11 protein-coding genes are annotated in these 17,178 nt (G+C 57.0%); 3 read left to right on the top strand and 8 right to left on the bottom strand.

The annotated features are described in order from the left end of the window. The first annotated feature begins 29 nt into the window (after window positions 1-29). A complete protein-coding gene (locus tag AC1RKG_RS21490; protein WP_493183690.1) occupies window positions 30-983 on the top strand; it encodes an aldo/keto reductase in 954 nt (317 codons plus the stop codon). 5 nt (window positions 984-988) lie between these two features. On the opposite strand, the gene AC1RKG_RS21485 is transcribed toward AC1RKG_RS21490, so the two are convergent. Continuing rightward, on the bottom strand, window positions 989-1,513 hold the full coding sequence (locus AC1RKG_RS21485; RefSeq protein WP_115058291.1) for a P-loop nucleotide/nucleoside kinase family protein: 525 nt from the start codon (window positions 1,511-1,513) through the stop codon (window positions 989-991). An 89-nt stretch (window positions 1,514-1,602) separates the two neighbouring features. Continuing rightward, window positions 1,603-2,955 (bottom strand): molecular chaperone, encoded by a 1,353-nt coding sequence (yegD, locus tag AC1RKG_RS21480; protein ID WP_020828087.1) that lies wholly within the window; start codon window positions 2,953-2,955, stop codon window positions 1,603-1,605. 166 nt (window positions 2,956-3,121) lie between these two features. Here yegD and alkA point away from each other — a divergent pair, with 166 nt between their 5' ends. Continuing rightward, window positions 3,122-4,618, top strand: coding sequence for a DNA-3-methyladenine glycosylase 2 (alkA, locus tag AC1RKG_RS21475; protein WP_142814654.1), 1,497 nt, complete (start codon window positions 3,122-3,124; stop codon window positions 4,616-4,618). Between the two features lie 10 nt (window positions 4,619-4,628). Here the strand turns inward: alkA and AC1RKG_RS21470 are convergent, their stop codons facing one another. From AC1RKG_RS21470 to AC1RKG_RS21455, 4 genes are all read right to left on the bottom strand, one after another. Beyond that, complete coding sequence (locus AC1RKG_RS21470) at window positions 4,629-4,979, bottom strand: DNA-binding protein (RefSeq protein WP_261157381.1); 351 nt, start codon at window positions 4,977-4,979, stop codon at window positions 4,629-4,631. Between the two features lie 212 nt (window positions 4,980-5,191). Next, window positions 5,192-8,533: a diguanylate cyclase gene (locus AC1RKG_RS21465; RefSeq protein WP_493183689.1), complete on the bottom strand. Its 3,342-nt coding sequence runs from the start codon at window positions 8,531-8,533 to the stop codon at window positions 5,192-5,194. A gap of 164 nt (window positions 8,534-8,697) precedes the next feature. Continuing rightward, a complete protein-coding gene (gene mgtE / locus AC1RKG_RS21460) occupies window positions 8,698-10,131 on the bottom strand; it encodes a magnesium transporter (protein WP_493183688.1) in 1,434 nt (477 codons plus the stop codon). A gap of 195 nt (window positions 10,132-10,326) precedes the next feature. Continuing rightward, window positions 10,327-10,506 carry a YfgG family protein gene (locus AC1RKG_RS21455; protein ID WP_020828082.1) on the bottom strand — a complete coding sequence of 60 codons (180 nt, stop codon included), beginning with the start codon at window positions 10,504-10,506 and terminating at the stop codon, window positions 10,327-10,329. A gap of 647 nt (window positions 10,507-11,153) precedes the next feature. Here AC1RKG_RS21455 and AC1RKG_RS21450 point away from each other — a divergent pair. Then, on the top strand, window positions 11,154-13,301 hold the full coding sequence (locus tag AC1RKG_RS21450; protein WP_493183687.1) for an EAL domain-containing protein: 2,148 nt from the start codon (window positions 11,154-11,156) through the stop codon (window positions 13,299-13,301). 31 nt (window positions 13,302-13,332) lie between these two features. Here AC1RKG_RS21450 and ppx read toward each other — a convergent pair whose 3' ends face one another. Both ppx and ppk1 read right to left on the bottom strand, forming a co-directional pair. After that, window positions 13,333-14,883, bottom strand: a complete 1,551-nt coding sequence (ppx, locus tag AC1RKG_RS21445) for an exopolyphosphatase (protein WP_020828080.1) — start codon at window positions 14,881-14,883, stop codon at window positions 13,333-13,335. A gap of 10 nt (window positions 14,884-14,893) precedes the next feature. Beyond that, window positions 14,894-16,957, bottom strand: a complete 2,064-nt coding sequence (ppk1, locus tag AC1RKG_RS21440; protein ID WP_020828079.1) for a polyphosphate kinase 1 — start codon at window positions 16,955-16,957, stop codon at window positions 14,894-14,896. Between the last annotated feature and the right edge of the window lie 221 nt (window positions 16,958-17,178).

Below are 17,178 nucleotides of genomic sequence, written 5' to 3'. Positions count from 1 at the left end.
TGCGAATCATCAACTCCATGGAGCATGCAATGAGTCATAAAGAACTGGGCCGTTCGGGCATCAAAGTGCCGGCATTGACCTTCGGCGGTAACGTGTTTGGCTGGACGGCGGATCGCGAAACTTCATTCAGCCTGTTGGATGCGCTGGTGGAAAATCAGCTCAACTTTATCGATACCGCCGACGTGTACTCGAGCTGGGTGCCGGGCAATCAGGGCGGTGAATCGGAAACCACCATCGGCCAGTGGCTAAAAAAGAGCGGCAAGCGTGACCAGGTGATCATCGCTACCAAAGTCGGCAAGCCGATGGGCGAGGGTAAGCAGGGGCTGTCACCACGCTATATCCAGCAGGCGGTAGAGGATTCACTGCGGCGTTTGCAGACCGATTATATCGACCTTTATCAATCGCATGACGACGACCGGGACACGCCGTTGGCGGAAACCCTGGCGGCGTTCGACGGCTTGATCAAGGCCGGTAAGGTGCGGGCGATAGGCGCTTCCAACTATCAGGCCGATCGTCTGGAGGAGGCATTGAAAGTCAGTGAAGATAATGGGTTGGCGCACTATGAGACCCTGCAACCGGAGTACAATCTTTATGCGCGTGAGGAGTATGAACGCAGCCTGGCGCCGGTGGTGCAGCGCCATGGATTGGGCGTGATTAACTTCTTCTCGCTGGCCAGCGGTTTCCTGACCGGCAAATACCGCAGTGAAAAAGATATCGGCAAGAGCCAACGTGGTGACACCATCGTTGAGCGATACCTTAATCCACGCGGTTTCAAGATCTTGGCTGCGCTGGATCGGGTTGCGGAAAAACACCACACCTCGCCAACGCAGGTTTCACTGGCCTGGCTGATAGCGCGGCCGGACATCACCGCGCCGATCGTCAGCGCCACGTCGCTAAAGCAGTTGGATGAGCTGATCAGCGCTACCCGGCTGCGGCTGGATGCCGAGGATATCCGCATCCTGAACGACGCCAGCGCCTGGTGACCTGCTCAGTTGCCGACGGCGTTAATCAAGGACAGCAACTGAGCCACGCTGGCTTCCACTGGCTGGCCTGCGGTATCAATACGGGCCACCGGGGTATGCCAGGGTAGGTAATCGTGGCGGGTGACGCTGTGCCAGTTAGGGAGGCGCAGTCCGGCAACGTCCCCGTCGCGGGTTTCAACCCTGCGACGGTGCTCGGCACTGTCTGAGCAAACCACCTCAAAATCTATGCAGGCTACACCAGCCCGTTGTGCGACGTTATGCCAGGCTTCGCGAGTGACCGGCAACGGGTTGACCGAGTCGGCAATCACCCAGTGGCCCAGACGCAGGTTGTCTTCGGCAACGCCATAAGCGGCAAAATACCCGGCGGGGCCGACGTCATCGGCCAGGGAGCCACTGTTACGGATAGCTTGTTCAAGGGTATCGATGCGCAGATGCATTGCCGGTAATGCGCGAGCCAGCGCCCGTGCGAGCGTAGTTTTACCACTGCCTGGCAGCCCGGAAAGAACGATCAGCATTGTTGTTCCTGCCATGATTATGGTTCCAGCCGATACAGTACCTGATTTCGCAGCGAATGGCTTGGCGGCGGGGCGCGGCATTGAGCTACCGCGCCCTGGTGCCCTTAACGGAACAGCGTCTGCGCCCAGCGAGCCAACCCGGCGGTGACCGAGCCGAAGTCGTTGCCGCCGACGATAGGAATGCCCGGCAACTGCTGTTGTAGCGCGGCGCGCAACAGCGGGGAACGTGCGCTGCCGCCGGTGAGATAAATCACCTGCGGTGCGGTCTGGCTACTGGCCAGCGCGGCGCTGACCTGTTCCTGAATGCGCAGCAGCGGCTGTGAGATGGCCTCGGCAAGCTGATCCTGGCTGATGGTTTCTGCCAAATCAGTCTGGACGAAGGCCAGCGGAGCGCTGATGTTTTGCTGTGCCGACAGGGCGATTTTACTCTCCTCCGCGGCACGCACCAGACGGTAGCTCAGGCGTTGCTGATGCACTTTCAGCAGGCGTTTAACTTTTTCAGGCTCGGCGGCATCGCGGATCAAATCGCGCAGCATGCGGCCATTGGCGGCGCTGTAAAAGTCGATCTGCGCCGGAACGTCGTTGGTGGCTACCGCATTCCAGTAAGGCAACGCAGGCAAAGCGATGCCTTTTTCAGTTTCGCCACCCATACCGAACAGCGGCATCAACTGTTTGAACGCCAGCATGATGTCCAGATCGTTACCGCCAACGCGGCAACCGCTGTGGCCCAGCAGGCTTTGCTGGCGATCGGCACGGTCACGCCATTGCGGCCCCATCAACAGCACCGAACAGTCGGTTGTCCCGCCGCCAATATCCACCACCAGCACGGTTTTTTCTTCTTCCAGAGTCGCTTCGAAATCCAGGCCTGCGGCGACCGGCTCGAACTGGAATTCAATGTCTTTGAAGCCTGCACGCTCGGCAGCGCGGTGCAAAATACCCTGCGCCTGGCGGTTGGCTTCTTCGCCACCGATGCCCTGGAAGTTGATCGGACGGCCGATCACCGCCTGGCTGATGCTGTCTTGCAGTACGTTTTCCGCCTGACGTTTGATGTGGAACATCATGGCGCACACCAGATCTTCAAACAGCGCGATCTGTTGTGGTTTCAGGCCGTTGGCGCCGAGGAAGGATTTCGGGGAGCGGACAAAATACACTTCTTCCGGATCTTCAACGTAGTGCGCCAGCGCCTGCAGGCCAAACAGCACGCTGTCGCTGGCGACCGGGATATCTTCTTCGCGGTTATAGTTGATTGCCCGGCGCAGAAGTTGCTGGTTTTCCTCGCTGGCGGTCGGCACCTGCCAGTGGCGGTGCAAACACTCGCTGACGGCTTCGCGCGTCGGAGCACACAGCATCGACGGCAGATAGGGCTCGTTGTTTTCCAGCGTCAGCAGCTCGGGGCCATTTTCTCGCATCACTGCGACGGAACAGTTGGCCGTTCCGTAGTCAAATCCAATAAACATGTCTTTTCTCTATCCCCATGCCAATGAAGGGGGGCGACTTTACCCGAGACTCGGCCCCTGGGCAATCTGAGAGCGCTTAACTGACGAAAAATTTAGCGGCGACGGCGCTAGCATGCTTAACTTAATGTCCGAATCTCGCACGTCAGCGCACCCATCGAGTCGCATAATGCACAAAAAACTGACCCCGAGCGTGGCTATGAAAAACCAACAGCAGGCGTTGTATGAAGCACTGAGTGCGCGCGATCGCAAATTTGACGGTCGCTTCTTCGTCGGCGTTTCGTCGACCGGTATTTATTGTCGCCCGGTGTGTAGCGCCCGTACGCCAAAAATTGAAAACTGCACCTTTTACCCGAGCGCGGCGGCGGCGGAACTGGCGGGGTTTCGCCCCTGCCTGAAGTGTCGGCCGGAATTGGCGCCGGGATTGGCATTGATCGATCTCGGCAATCGTTATGCTCAGGTGGCGGTGCAGTTGATTGAGCAGGGGTATCTGTCGGAGCACAGCTGCGAGCAACTGGCAACGCGGCTAGGCATTTCCGATCGCCACCTGCGGCGTATTTTTGCCGATCAGTTTGGCGCCTCGCCGATTGATTATGCCCAGTCGCACCGGCTGTTGCAGGCCAAACGCCTGCTGGCGGATACCGATATGCCGTTGAGTGAGGTGGCCTTTGCCGCCGGTTTCGGCAGCCTGCGGCGTTTTAACGAACTGTTCAAGGCGCGCTACCGGCTGGTCCCCTCGGCACTGCGCAGCAGCAGTGGCCGTAACGAACGTACCGTCGCCAGCGGGCTGGTGTTTCATCTGGGCTATCGACCGCCCTATGACTGGTCGCGCATGCTGGGTTTTTTGCAAACCCGTGCGGTGAGCGGTGTGGAGCGGGTGGAGGGGCAACAGTACCTGCGGGCGATAGCCATCACTCAGGGCGGCATCGAATATCGTGGCTGGGTCAGCGTGCAGCCGGAAGAGGCGCATAATCGGGTAAGGGTGGAAATTGCACCTTCCCTGAGCCGGGTGACGACGGAAGTGCTGCGCCGCACTCGCCAACTGTTTGATCTCGACGCCGCGCCGGACCTTATCGCTCAGGCATTGGGGCCGTTGGCTGCCGAGGCGCCGGGCCTGCGGCTACCGGGCTGCGTCAACGCATTCGAACAGGCGACCCGCGCGGTGCTTGGGCAGTTGGTCAGCGTCAAAATGGCGGCGACCTTTGCCGGACGGATGGCTGAACTTTGGGGCACCCCGCTGGAACAGCCCTACGGTGGCATTACCCACGTCTTTCCCACTGCCGAACAGATTGCGCGATTACAGCCTGAGGCGCTACGCCCGCTGGGGGTGCAGTTAAAACGAGCGGCGGCGTTAATCGGTATTGCGCAGGCGGTGACCGCAGGGCGGTTGCAACTGGAGAACGTGCTGGATATTGAGCAGGGGATCAAGGCGCTGACTGCGCTACCGGGGATTGGCAGTTGGACCGCCAGCTATATCGCCATGCGAGCCTGGTCGTGGCCGGACGTGTTCCTGGCGGGGGATTATCTGATCAAACAGCGTTTTCCCGGCATGACGCCACGCCAGATTGAGCGCTATGCTGAAAGCTGGCGACCCTGGCGTTCCTACGCCACGCTGCATCTGTGGCATAACGATGGCTGGGCGCCGTCAACGGAGGCTGTCGGGTAGCGGCGACGGGCTAGTCTTTGGCAGCAATGCGCGTCAGCAGGCCGTCTATTCCTTCGCGCATCAGGAAGCTCAGTACCTTCTCGCGCTCGCTTTCACTCAGATGATGGTAATACTCAATCCACACCGCCAGCGGATCTTGGCGTTCAACCTGATATTCAGCAGGATCTTCTTGCAGTATCAGTAAGCTGCGCGCGCCGATCGGCAGGCTGTTGATGTGGTATTCCACCGCTTTGCCCTGCACGCCTTTGCGCCGGCGGCTGATCCAGCCTTCGCGGCGGGCCATTAAATTGATGCCCTGTGGCGAGGAGGGCAGTCCTGCAATGCCGGTCAGCTCTCTGGCGGCAAACCACTCTTTTTTCATAGCCATTCATCCCTGAACAATTAGGTGTATTGAGAGAGGAAAAAATTAATTCGCATGCTGATTTCCGTATCGAGGTGTTATGCAAGCGATTAACTTTGACCTGTTAGTTATACCACTAACCTCAGGCGGGCTAAGCAAAAAAAGCAGAATGGATGAGATGCGGCGGCGAGGCCGCCGCTCGAAAGGCAGGGGGATATTGCTGGGAATGGCGACTAGCGGATACCAAAGTAACCGCCGCTGAGCAGTTCCGTCAGCGATTGTTCCAGTGCGATGGCGTCGCCGTCCGACAGATCGATGCCAATCGCCTGCAGGGTGTTCAGCGTTATCTGCTGGTGTGCCGGGCCGGCCAGCGTTTGGGCGTGCACCCGATGCGTCGCCCCATTGAGCATCGACACCATCAGTTCGTCCATCTGGTTGCAGTGCACGTTGGTGATGAAGCGTTCGTCGACGCGGATATAGTCAATCTTTTGGCCATGCAACTCGTCAAAGGCGTTGAGGCTGTGCCCAAAACCGTTAACGATCAGCTTGCAGCCCCGTTGCTGCAACTGCTGGAGGAACGGCCTGCAAATACCGGCGTGCTCCAGCACCACCGCATCATCGACCGCCAGCAGCAATGCTCCTGGTTGCAAGGGGGAGGCGTCCAGCGCTGCCAGCAGATCGTCCTGGAAGCTGGCGTCCAGCAGGCTGTCGGTTGTCAGCGGCAGCGCGATGGACAACCCCTTGCGGGCAATATCAGGGGCGCGCTGCGTCAAAATCTGCCCGATGATCCAGCGGTCAACCTCTTGCGTCAGATCGTATAGCCGGGCAGCGGAGATAAAATCGTCGCTCGCCAGCGCCTGACCGTCCTGATCCCTCACCTGCAGTTTCAACTGATAGAAACAGACCGCCAGCGGCGTTTTTGGCGGTGCGACCGCCCTGACATGCAGCAATAATTGCCCATCGTTGATGATGTCCGTCACTTCCTGACGCGTCAGCAGTTCATGCTGACGTTCCAGGATCATTTTTTGACGCGCCTCATAGAGATAAACCTGGCCACGTCCGCGATGCTTGGCGGTATAACAGGCAATATCCGCCTGCGCCAGCAGCTCGCTGCTCTTGCCGGCATCGGCATCAATACGGGTTACGCCTGCACTGGCGCCGACGTGGTAAATCTTCCCTTCCCAAAAGAACGGATGCTGGCTGATGTGATTAACCAATTGCTGTATCAGCGACTGGGCCTGTTCCCGCGTGCAGTCGAACAGGATCAGCCCGAACTCATCGCCGCCAAGCCGGGCCAGACAGTCGCTGTTACGCAGATGGTGCCGCATCAACAGGGAAAGATCTTTCAACAGCGCGTCGCCCGCGGCGTGGCCGGCATTGTCATTGACCGCCTTGAAACGGTCGAGATCGAGGAACACCAGCGCGTGCTGCAGTCGTTTTTCAGTGGCGTTGGCGATAGCGGCCTTCAGGCGCTTTTCAAAACTGGTGCGATTGGGCAGCGTGGTCAGGGCATCGTGGGACGCGCTGTAACTCAACTTCTGCATCAGTTCGCGCGAGGCCGTGACATCCTGCAGTACCATCACCGCGCCCATGACGTTGCCGTCGATCGTTTTCAATGGTGATACCGACTGCTGGATGTCAAAACAGCGACCGTCGCGACCATGCAGCACCAGGGCATAGTCTGGGGACAGCTGCCGGTTTTCCTGCAGGCAGCACTGGATCGGGTTTTCTACCTCTTCACCGTCTTTGCCGTTGGTCATTCGAACCACGCCGGCGACGGGCATGCCGATCGCCAGACTGAGTGGCCAGCCACACATTTGTTCGGCCACCGGGTTCATAAAGGTAATGTGCATTTCGTCGTCGGTGGATATCACCGCTTCGCCGATCGCATCGAGCGTAATGTGCAGACGCTCTTTTTCTTCGTGCAGTGCTTCGGTCAGATTACGGACCTCCGTCATGTCGATATTGGTGCCGATCATGCGCAGCGGCAGACCCTGAGCGTCTAAAATAACGTTACCCTGGCCGCGGATATGCCGCACTTTTCCCTCGCGGGTGAGCAGTCGGAACTCCAGAACAAAGGGGCCCGGCCGCTTCAACAATGTGGCCATCTCACGGTCGGTGCGTTCACGATCCTCCGGTACCAGCAGCGTCCGCCATAGCGAAAACGTTGGCGTCTGGTCCGGGCTGAGGTCGTAAAGTTCAAACATACGCTTGTCCCAGGTGAGCTCTTCGCCGTGCATCATCCATTCCCAAACGCCGATGCCGCCCACTTTATTCGCCAGCGTAATGCGCTCCATCAGTCGATGGTTCTCTGCGGCCGTGCGTTTCAATTCGCTGATGTCTTCTACCTGCGAAATAAAATACAGCGGCAGCCCTTCGGCATCGCGCACCAGCGATACGGCCAGTAGCGCCCAGACGTGCTCGCCGTCGCTGCGAATATAGCGTTTCTCCAGGGTGTAACTGCTGATATGCCCATCGAGCAGATCGTGCAGCTGCGTCAGATCGGCGTTCAGATCGTCCGGGTGGGTGATTTCCTGGAAAGTCAGGCGCCGCAGAGCCTCCGGGGTATAGTCGAGCAGTTTGCACAACGCCTGATTGACCTGCAGCCATTTCCCCTGCGGCGACACCAGCGCCATGCCGATGGCCGAATATTCCAACGCATTACGAAAGCGAGTTTCACTCTCGACGATATGCTGTTTCTCCACCCGGAAGGCGTGCATCACCATGGCCATCGAGTGCGCCGGGATCAAAATCAACAGGATCGGCAGGTAAATCTCGATATCGCTGAACGGACCGGTGGGCGCATGAAAATGCAGCAACCCGATGGAAATCATCACGGTGATCATCAGCGTGGTGCAAAAGCAGATGACGAAAGCCTCGAGCCGCGGCAGCGCGATTGCCGCCCACAGCAGCGGCAGAATGACGAAGGTGAACGGAAAGGGCAGGTAGCTCAGCGCCAGATAGCTGAAGGTCAGCGCGACTATCAACGTCAGCAGCAGAGTGTACAGATTCAGCGTATCCAGCATGCGACGGCGATAAACCAGCCCGATGGGCGTCAGCGACAGGACGCCAATAGCTTCTGAAATAAACCAGGTACTGAAGGGGTGCCAGAAAGGGTGACCCGGGGCGGGAACCCACCAGGCGGCCAGCAGGGCGCTGAACAAAGGGGTGAATATCACCGCGCAGACGACAAATTTAAGCCAACTGGCCAGGCTGTTCAGCGGATCGTCCTGCAGCAGCATGCGGCGCAACAGCAGGGTGCAAACCACGGCTTCCAGCAGGTTGATCAGGGTCAGTTTTACCGGGAACCAGCTAAAGCCGAACAGCGTGAAGCTGGCGGCCACGATGCCAACCCCGCATGCCAGCAGCGGCAACCCCCATTGGCGTGGCGAGTGGCGAAACAGCACGGCAATAATGGCGGCAGTGGGGAACCACAGCGGGGTAAAGTGGCTGGATTCGTTCGACAGCGTCAGGCACAGCAATGCCAGTAAAAATACCGCCACCGCCGCCAGCAGGCTGTGCGTCAACAAGGCGCCCTGACGCGTGATGAGATGATTCGGTGCGCTGATATCCATAGACAACCCTTAACTCTGGCATCTGTCACTGAACGAGGTCATGACGCGAATGAGATGGAAAGTTTATTGGCAAAGGGTAGTACAGCGCGGCAATAAAACCCACTGAATCAGACAGCTTTAGTGAGCAAACGCAAAAGCCGGCGCGTGGCCGGCCTTCTGGAGGTTTAAAGCAGGAACAAGGTAGCCAGTCCGAGGAAGATAAAGAAGCCGCCGGTATCGGTCAGAGCGGTGATCAATACGCTGGAACCTACCGCCGGATCGCGCCCCAGTTTGAGCATGGTCATCGGGATCACCACCCCCATCAGCGCGGCTACCAGCAGGTTGAGGATCATCGCCAGCGTCATGACGCCGCCCATCGCCCAGTCGCCGTACAGCAGCCAGGTCACGACTCCCATGATGCCGCCCCAGACCACGCCGTTGATAATGGCTACCCCCAGTTCTCTGAACATCAGGCGGGAAATGTTGCCGACCTCAATTTGGTGCAGTGCCAGCGCGCGTACGATCATGGTGATGGTCTGATTACCGGTATTGCCGCCGATCCCCGCGACGATCGGCATTAACGCCGCCAGTGCCACCAGTTGTGAAATGGTGTGTTCGAACAGGCCGATGACGCGCGAGGCGATAAACGCGGTACACAGGTTGATGGCCAGCCATGCCCAACGGGTTTTCACCGCCTTGCTGACCGGGGCAAACACATCTTCTTCCGGGCTTAAGCCCCCCATGCGGCGCAGGTTACTGTCGCTTTCTTCATTGACCACATCGACGATTTCTTCGATGGTCAAACGGCCCATCAGCTTGCCCTTGGCGTCGACCACCGGGGCGCTGATCAGGTCATAACGTTCGAATGCGCTGGCCGCCGCTTCGGCCTTGTCATCCGGCTGGAAGCGGGTAGGGTCGCTGTCCATCACCGTCTGGACCAGGGTTTCCGGGTCATTAAGCAGCACGGCGGTGAGCGGCAGTTCGCCCAGCAGAGTATTTTTACGATCGGTGACGAAGAGCTTGTCGGTGGCTTCCGGGATGGTTTTGCGCAGGCGCAAGAAGCGATGTACGGCACCGATAGTGACGTCGGGGCGTACCGTGACCAGTTCAAAATCCATCATCCAGCCGACGGTGTCCTTGCCGTAGTGGATCATCTCGCGCACCTGTGCGCGTTGATCCGGCTCCATGGAGGTCAACAGGCGTCCCATCAGGTTACGCGGCAGGTATTGTGCCAAATAGGCCTGTTCATCGACGTCCAGCGTCTTGATCGCTTTGAGCAGGTCCTTGTCGCTCATCTCTTCGATCAGGCTGTCCCACACGGGCTCGGCAACTTCCACCAGCGTTTGACCGCGTTTGGCGTTCCCCACCAGCCGCCACAGTGCCAGTCGCTCGTCTTGGGGCAGCGCTTCCAGCAGGTCCGCGAGGTCAGCGGCGTGCATGTCGTCCAGCAGGCCGGTGATTTCTGCAGTCTGGTTTAGCAGCTCGCTTTTGCTGAGGGTGTTTTCATCCCCTGGCCGGCCGAGAATGCCATCGACCAGATCTTTGTTGTTTAACAGCAGAGAAAGAATGCGCTGGCGGTACTCAGCGACTTTTTTAACGTTATGTGTTGCAGCTGACATGGTCTTCCTTACTGGCACCCGTGATCCTTAAGACCCACTCTGGACTAGATAGAGCATAGTGAATGCAGGCGTCATTTTTATGAAATGGGAGCAGTTGCTGAGGAATAAGTAAGGGGTCTGGCGCGCCGAGATACTGGCCGACGGCAGGCTGCTTAACTATTCGCAAGCCCTGCGGGATAACTTGAATCTGTGAGTTCAGGGAGTGGTGTCCCGGTTTTCGTCGCTCATCTCAGTGGTGCTTTGCTGAGGGGCGAGTTTTTTTTCCTGATGGTGGGGCACCGCGACGACCGCGGCATACAGCAGACGGCCGACTAAAATGATAAAGCTGACAAACAGCACTATTTTGGTCATCTGTCCGGTGGATTTTCTACGCATATATCACCCGGCATGCCGGTTTCCTGTGTTATGCCCGCCATCTTTCACGCTGGCCGTGCTGCGGCCACTTGAAATTTATAGAGATATTGAACACTGATGCAGGCCCATAGAGTGTAAACGGAATTCTAGCCATTGATGACAAATATTGTCTATACCCGTCATACTTGAAGCTGCATCTTTGTTGGCTTTCCTCACTCACCCCAGTCACTTACTAGTGTAAGCTTCTGGGGATTCGCTGCGTTGCCGCCTCGATGCAACTCCAATTATTTAGAGTATATATTTCCGGGCAGCAAAACCCGGTATCTCGCCGCTGTTTAGCTTAAGTTTGGCTTTATCTGTCGGATCAGCAGCTTAAGATGAGGCAAAAAATAGGCTTACACATTTTTACCCAACTTTTCCTCTTTGGTTGATCGGAGTCAAGCCTCACCCCCGCCCGGCGCCTAAAATTTCCGCCATTCTCCTGTCGCATATGATACTTTCAGCTTGCCTCATGAATGGATAGAGGTACGAAAAGGAACCTGCCTTGTTACCCGAACGCGTGAATGGAATTACGCCCTGACGGACTCGTTATTTTTATGATCAAGCCAATATTCTGGAAGCATTTACGCGAGCGCTGGTGGGGGTGTCCCCTCCTCTGGAGCCTGTTATTGATCCCGTTCGCAGGTTGGCTATCGCCGCGGATAATGCTGCCTGAAGGCAAAGTCTATCTGCTCTATCTACCGCTCACCGCCTGTATTGCGCTGTTGATGGTCTACGACTGGCGGGCGCTGCCGGGTATTGCCCTCGCCATCATGCTGCGTTACGCCCACCGGCTGGGGCTGGAAAGCGGCCTGCTGGTGACGCTGCTGTACCTGTCTTGCCTGAGCCTGTGTTGGCTGGGGTATCGCAGGCAAACGCAACGCCGTTGGTGTGCGGCCCCGGGTGGTGCGGCGCTGGTGAAGGAGCGGCTAATCTGGCTGGTGGTGCTACCGGCATTGCTGTTTGTCTTCGGCCTGAAACTGCTGGTCGCCTTTGCCCGGTTGCCCGACGAACTCGGGATGATGCCCGGCGATAACAGCTACCTGATGGCACTGGTTAATTTTCAAGCGCTGTTGCTGGGCTGTCTCTCCGCCATGCCCTTGCTCTACATCATGTTGCGCATCTTGAATAAACCCCGTTTTGCCCTGACGCTCTGGCGACGCTTTGGTCGTGAAATGGCGCCAAACGTCGATAAAAAAGAGCTGTCGCTGTGGCTGTTGGTGCTGGTGGGGATGGTGGCGGTGCTGTCCCATCACGCTAAAGAAGCCATTCCCCTGTTGCTCGGGGGGTACGGATTGGTCTTACTGCTGCCGGTAATGCTCTACGGTGCGATGCGTTTTGGCTATCAATTCAACTGCCTTATCTGGTCTGCCACTCTGTTGGTGCTGTTTTTTCATTATCCCGGCGCTTCACAACCCGACAATCTGTTGCATAACCTGGCGGTCATCTCTTCGATGATGGTGGTGTTCACCCTGTGCATTTTCCTGATGTCGGCGCTCAATACTCACCAACGGTTAAGCCATGCCAGGGCACAAAGCGCCTCGCTGCAAGATCCGGTAATTGGCCTGCCGAACCTGCGTGCCCTCAAGCGTGATCTGGCTCAGTCTCCGCCTTCAACCCTGTGTTTCCTGCGCGTCAGCGAACTGGATTTGCTGAGCCGTAACTATGGCATGCAGCTTCGTATTCGTTTCAAACAGCAACTGGCGGCGCTGCTGCATCAGGTATTGGCCCCCGGTGAAGGGGTCTATCATCTGCCGGGCTATGACTTGTTGCTGCGAGTGGATGCGGACAATAGCGAAGAAAAGGTCGAAGCGATTTACCGCGCGTTGGAAAAATTCCGCCTGATCTGGAACGGTTTGCCGCTGCACCCCCCGCTGGGGTTAGGGTATTGCAGCGTGCTGCCCGATTTTGAACACCTCTACCAGTTGCTGGGGGAGCTTAGCGCGTTGGCGGAAGTGTCGCTGACCAGCGGTAAGCCGGAGAATGTGCAGAGCAGCGGCAATTTGGTGCAGGATGAAGTCAAACGCAAGGTGGCGCTCTTACATGGGGTACAACGTTCGCTGGATAACGACGGCTTTATCTTGATGGCGCAGCCGATAGTGGGCCTGCGCGGTGATCGTTATTATGAGATTCTGCTGCGTATGCTCGACGATCAGGGGAACACAGTATCGCCGAATGATTTTCTGCCGGTGGCGCATGAGTTTGGCCTGGCTTATCGGCTGGATCTGTGGGTGCTGCGCAATACGTTGAAGTTTATGGACCAGCACCGTATCGATCTGCCCAGTGCACGCTTTGCGGTGAATTTGACGCCCTCTTCGCTGTGCCGACCGATGCTGAGCCAGGATGTAGACAACCTGTTGCAGCAGTATCGCATCGAACCGTATCAACTGACGTTGGAGGTGACCGAGTCGCATCTGCTGCAGAATACGGATTACGCCGGCGCCAACCTGCAGGCGCTGCGTGAAATGGGCTGCCGCATTGCTCTGGATGATTTCGGCACTGGTTATGCCGGTTACGATCGGCTCAAGATGTTGCCGGTTGATATGCTGAAAATCGACGGCAGCTTTGTACGTGACATGCTCACCAGCGCGGTGGATTTCCAGGTGATTGCCTCTATCTGTAAAGTCGCGCGAATGAAGCGCTTGACCATTGTGGCGGAATACGTAGAAAGCCTGGAGCAGTTGGTCGCGTTGAAAGGGGTGGGCGTAGACTATATGCAGGGGTATTTCGTCGGCGAACCGCAACCCTTGGCGACGTTGCTATCAGAACAGAATTGATGGTCGCCCCCGCAGTACGGGGGCGACAGACTCAGGCCGAGCGCTGCTCGTCTTGCGAACCTTCCTCTTCGCAAATCAGTTTCCAGCCCACGACGTCGTTCCAATAGGCCTGTTCACGTTCGAGATCCAGTTGCACCAGGTTGTTCAGCGCCAGATAACCGGCCGGGAAGCGCAGCGTCCAGTGGTTATCGTCGGTGCTCAGGCGCAGCGTTTCCGGCGTGGTGGTCGACTGGCGCTGGTTGTTGAGCAGGGTACTCAGACGCAACAGTTGGATCAGCGGCAGGTAATGCTTTTTCTTGAACAGGTTCAGGCGCGGCAATTCTTCCAGCTTGATACCCTTGCGATGGAAGCGTACCAGCGCCGACAGCAGCAACTGCTGCTCCTGGTTGAAGCCCGGCAGGTTGGTGTTTTGCAGAATGTAGGCCGAGTGGCGATGCATGCCGCTGTGGTTGATGCTCAACCCCACTTCGTGCAACATCGCTGCCCATTTCAGCAAGGCTTCCAACTGCGGGTTCGCCAGCTTGGTATTTTGTGCCATCCACTGCGCATACAATAGCTCAGTGGTATCCAGCACACGTTTGGCCTGCTCGCGGTCGATATTGTAGTGATCGGCCAGGCTCTTGGCGGTGCGGCTGCGAATGTCCTGATGACGGAAACGGCCCTCCATCTCATACAGCACGCCTTCGCGCAGCGCACCGTCGGAAAGGCGCAGGTCGCGGATCGCCAACGCATCGAACACGCCGCACAGGATTGCCAACCCCGGCACAAATACCGACTGGCGGTCTTCCGACAGCCCCGGCAGGCTCATAGCGCTGAAATTTTTAAACTGCAGCACCTGTTCCGCCATCATTTCCAGCCGCTCGAGGGTGATCAGGCCATCTTTTTCGCCCATTGCCACCAGCACTTCGTGCGCGGCCTTGATGGTGCCCGACGCGCCCAGAGCATATTGCCAGCCTTGAATGCGGTACTGCCAGGCCAGCGTTTCCAGCTTCTGTGCCGCCGCCAGGCGTGCGCGTTTGAAGTTGTTTTTGCTGATTTCCCCGCCCGGGAAGAACTGTTGGGCGAAGCTGACGCAGCCCATGCGGCGGCTTTCCGCCAGCAGGGGTTCAAAATCTTCGCCGATCACCAGCTCGGTAGAACCGCCGCCGATGTCGATCACCAGCTTGCGACCTTTTTCCGGTTGGGTATGTTCCACACCCATAAAGATCAGACGCGCCTCTTCCTGCCCGGCGATGATTTCGATCGGGTAGGGGATCACTTTGGCTGCGCGCTTGAGGAATACCTCGGCGTTCACCGCCTGGCGCAAGGTGTGGGTACCGACGATGGTGACGTTATCCGCCGGGAAGCCTTGCAGCCGTTCGGCGAACAGCGCCAGGCAGGCCAGGCCGCGTTCTATTGCCTCTTCACTGAGCACATTGTTGCTGTCCAATCCATCGGCGAGGTGGACCCGCTGTTTTAAACGCCCCAATACCTGTAAGGCGCCATTGACGACGCGGGCAATCACCATGTGGAAGCTGTTCGACCCGAGGTCGATGGCAGCGATTTCCTGCGGTTTGTTCGTTGCAGTGCTTTTTAGCGGCATAGTTGCTGGCCTACTGTCCTGGTTGTTCCAGAGCTTTTAAATACTCGTAAATGGCAACCTGAGAACGGACTTTGCGGCGGTTGCCGCGCGGCACGTACTGGTTGCTCAGTTCTTTATCGAGGTAACGTGCCTTGACCGTGTCGCTGAACAGGATTTCCAGAATATCCAGAACCCGTTGTTTCAGCGTTGGATCCAGCAGCGAGACCGCGACTTCGATGCGGTAATCTATGTTACGGGTCATCCAGTCGGCAGAGGACAGATAAACCAGTTTGTCACCTTTGTTTTCGAAAACGTAAACCCGATCGTGTTCCAGATAGCGGTCGACGATGCTGATTATCTGAATATTGTCACTGATCCCCGGCAGGTTGGGAATCAAAGAACACATCCCGCGCACCAACAGGCGGATTTTTACGCCGGCGCCGGAGGCGGTATATAACCGATCTACCAGCCCTTTATCCACCAGATTGTTGATTTTCAGCATAATGCCGGCCGGAAGCCCGGCTTCGGCGTTGGCAATTTCGTTGTCGATCAACTCATACAATTTCAGACGCGAGTTCTGCGGCGACACCATCAGGTTGTCGAAGGTGACCGGCCGGTACGGGTTTTCGATAAAGTTGAACACCCGGCGTACTTCGTTGGTGATGCGCGAATCGGCGGTCAGCAATGAATAGTCGGTGTAAATGCGCGCGGTTTTCTCGTTAAAGTTACCGGTGCCGATATGAGCATAGCGCACAATCTCGTCGCCTTCACGGCGTGAGATCAGGAACAGTTTGGCGTGAATTTTCAAGCCAGGCGCGGAGAAAATAACGTGCACCCCGGCTTCCGTCAGGCGCTTGGCCCAGTGGATATTGGCCTCTTCATCAAAGCGCGCCTGCAGCTCCACCACCACCGTGACTTTTTTGCCGTTATGGGCGGCGTGGATCATCGATTCGATGATGCGCGAGTCTTTTGCCACGCGGTAAATATTGATTTTGATCGCCAGCACGCTGGGGTCGAACGACGCCTGGCGCACCAACTCCAGCACGTGTTCAAAGGTGTGGTACGGGTAGTAAAGCAGCACGTCGTGCTCGCGAATGGCGTCAAACCCGTTGCGGAATTTTTCGAACCAGGTATGGCGCAGGCGCGGCAGCGGTTTGTTGACCAGGTTGGCCTTGCCGACGTTCGGAAAACCGATGAAGTCTTTGAAGTTATGGTAACGGCCGCCGGCAATGACCGAATCATAGTTGGAAATACCGAGCTTGCCGCGCAGCAGTTCCACCATTTCATTGGGCATGTCGCGCTGATAAACAAAGCGCACCGGCTCTGCAGTCAGGCGCTGCTTCAGGCTGGAAGACATCAGTTCCAGCAGGCTGGATTCCATCTCGGTAACCAGATCGTATTCCGCATCGCGGGTCATTTTCATCGAATAGGCGTTGAGCGCGTCGTAATCGAAGAAGCCCTTGAAGATGTCGTCCAGGCAGTAGCGAAGAATGTTATCCAGCAGGATCATCGGCTTGCGGCGACGAGGGGCTTCCGGCGGCAGGTTGACGAAGCGCGGTACCTTGTCGGACGGGATCTCCAGCAGCGCGTAATCGATGCGCGTACCGCGGATAATCTCCACCGCCAGATAGGTGTAATCGTCTTTCAGGAACTGCACCAGGTTGGTTTCATTGTTGATCAGGATCGGCGTGATGTGCTGGCGCAGATGCTGTTTAAAGTATTGCCGCAGCCAGATTTGCTGGTTTTCCGACACCTGGCGTTCGTTGATCAGGAAGATCTGGTTGCGTGCCATTTCCAGCAGCAAATCGTTATACAGGCTGTCGAATTCTTGATCGGTTTTTAATACCTTGGCCTGGATCTTTTTCAACAGATGGCGTGAAGCGCCGCCAGAGCCCTGTTCTTCGCTGATCAGAATGCGTCGTTTGAGATCGGCAAAGCGGACCTTATAGAACTCGTCAAGGTTATTGGAATAAATGCCCAGAAAACGCATGCGCTCAATCAGGGGATTGCTCTTATCTGCGGCTTCCTGCAACACGCGTTCATTAAAGGATAACCAGCTTAGTTCTTTTTCGATGTAGAGCTTTTCCTGACCCATTGCCACTCCAGTTCAATTTTAGAAAAGGATCCGGGACGCAGCGCCCGGATGCCGCTCTAGTGTCCTTCATCATTATTGCGAGAGATTGACAGGAAAGTCCAACATATCCATTACCTTGGGGCGAGGCATTTTAAGGCGTAAAAATATTCTCTGCGGCGTTCGGGGCGTTGAACATGTCGGAGCAATATAAAATGAAGACAATAATGCTAAATATCTCTACA

The sequence above is a fragment of the Serratia sp. GW822-FHT06D09 genome (assembly GCF_058799515.1).
Note: the sequence above shows the minus strand (reverse complement) of the source record. Positions and strands in the feature narration are given on the sequence as shown.

Excerpts from the sequence above, each read along its gene's own strand:
- AC1RKG_RS21490 (WP_493183690.1), top strand. The coding sequence starts at position 30 with ATGAGTCATAAAGAACTGGGCCGTTCGGGCATCAAAGTGCCGGCATTG.
- AC1RKG_RS21485 (WP_115058291.1), bottom strand. The coding sequence starts at position 1,513 with ATGGCAGGAACAACAATGCTGATCGTTCTTTCCGGGCTGCCAGGCAGT.
- yegD (WP_020828087.1), bottom strand. The coding sequence starts at position 2,955 with ATGTTTATTGGATTTGACTACGGAACGGCCAACTGTTCCGTCGCAGTG.
- alkA (WP_142814654.1), top strand. The coding sequence starts at position 3,122 with ATGCACAAAAAACTGACCCCGAGCGTGGCTATGAAAAACCAACAGCAG.
- AC1RKG_RS21470 (WP_261157381.1), bottom strand. The coding sequence starts at position 4,979 with ATGAAAAAAGAGTGGTTTGCCGCCAGAGAGCTGACCGGCATTGCAGGA.
- AC1RKG_RS21465 (WP_493183689.1), bottom strand. The coding sequence starts at position 8,533 with ATGGATATCAGCGCACCGAATCATCTCATCACGCGTCAGGGCGCCTTG.
- mgtE (WP_493183688.1), bottom strand. The coding sequence starts at position 10,131 with ATGTCAGCTGCAACACATAACGTTAAAAAAGTCGCTGAGTACCGCCAG.
- AC1RKG_RS21455 (WP_020828082.1), bottom strand. The coding sequence starts at position 10,506 with ATGCGTAGAAAATCCACCGGACAGATGACCAAAATAGTGCTGTTTGTC.
- ppx (WP_020828080.1), bottom strand. The coding sequence starts at position 14,883 with ATGCCGCTAAAAAGCACTGCAACGAACAAACCGCAGGAAATCGCTGCC.
- ppk1 (WP_020828079.1), bottom strand. The coding sequence starts at position 16,957 with ATGGGTCAGGAAAAGCTCTACATCGAAAAAGAACTAAGCTGGTTATCC.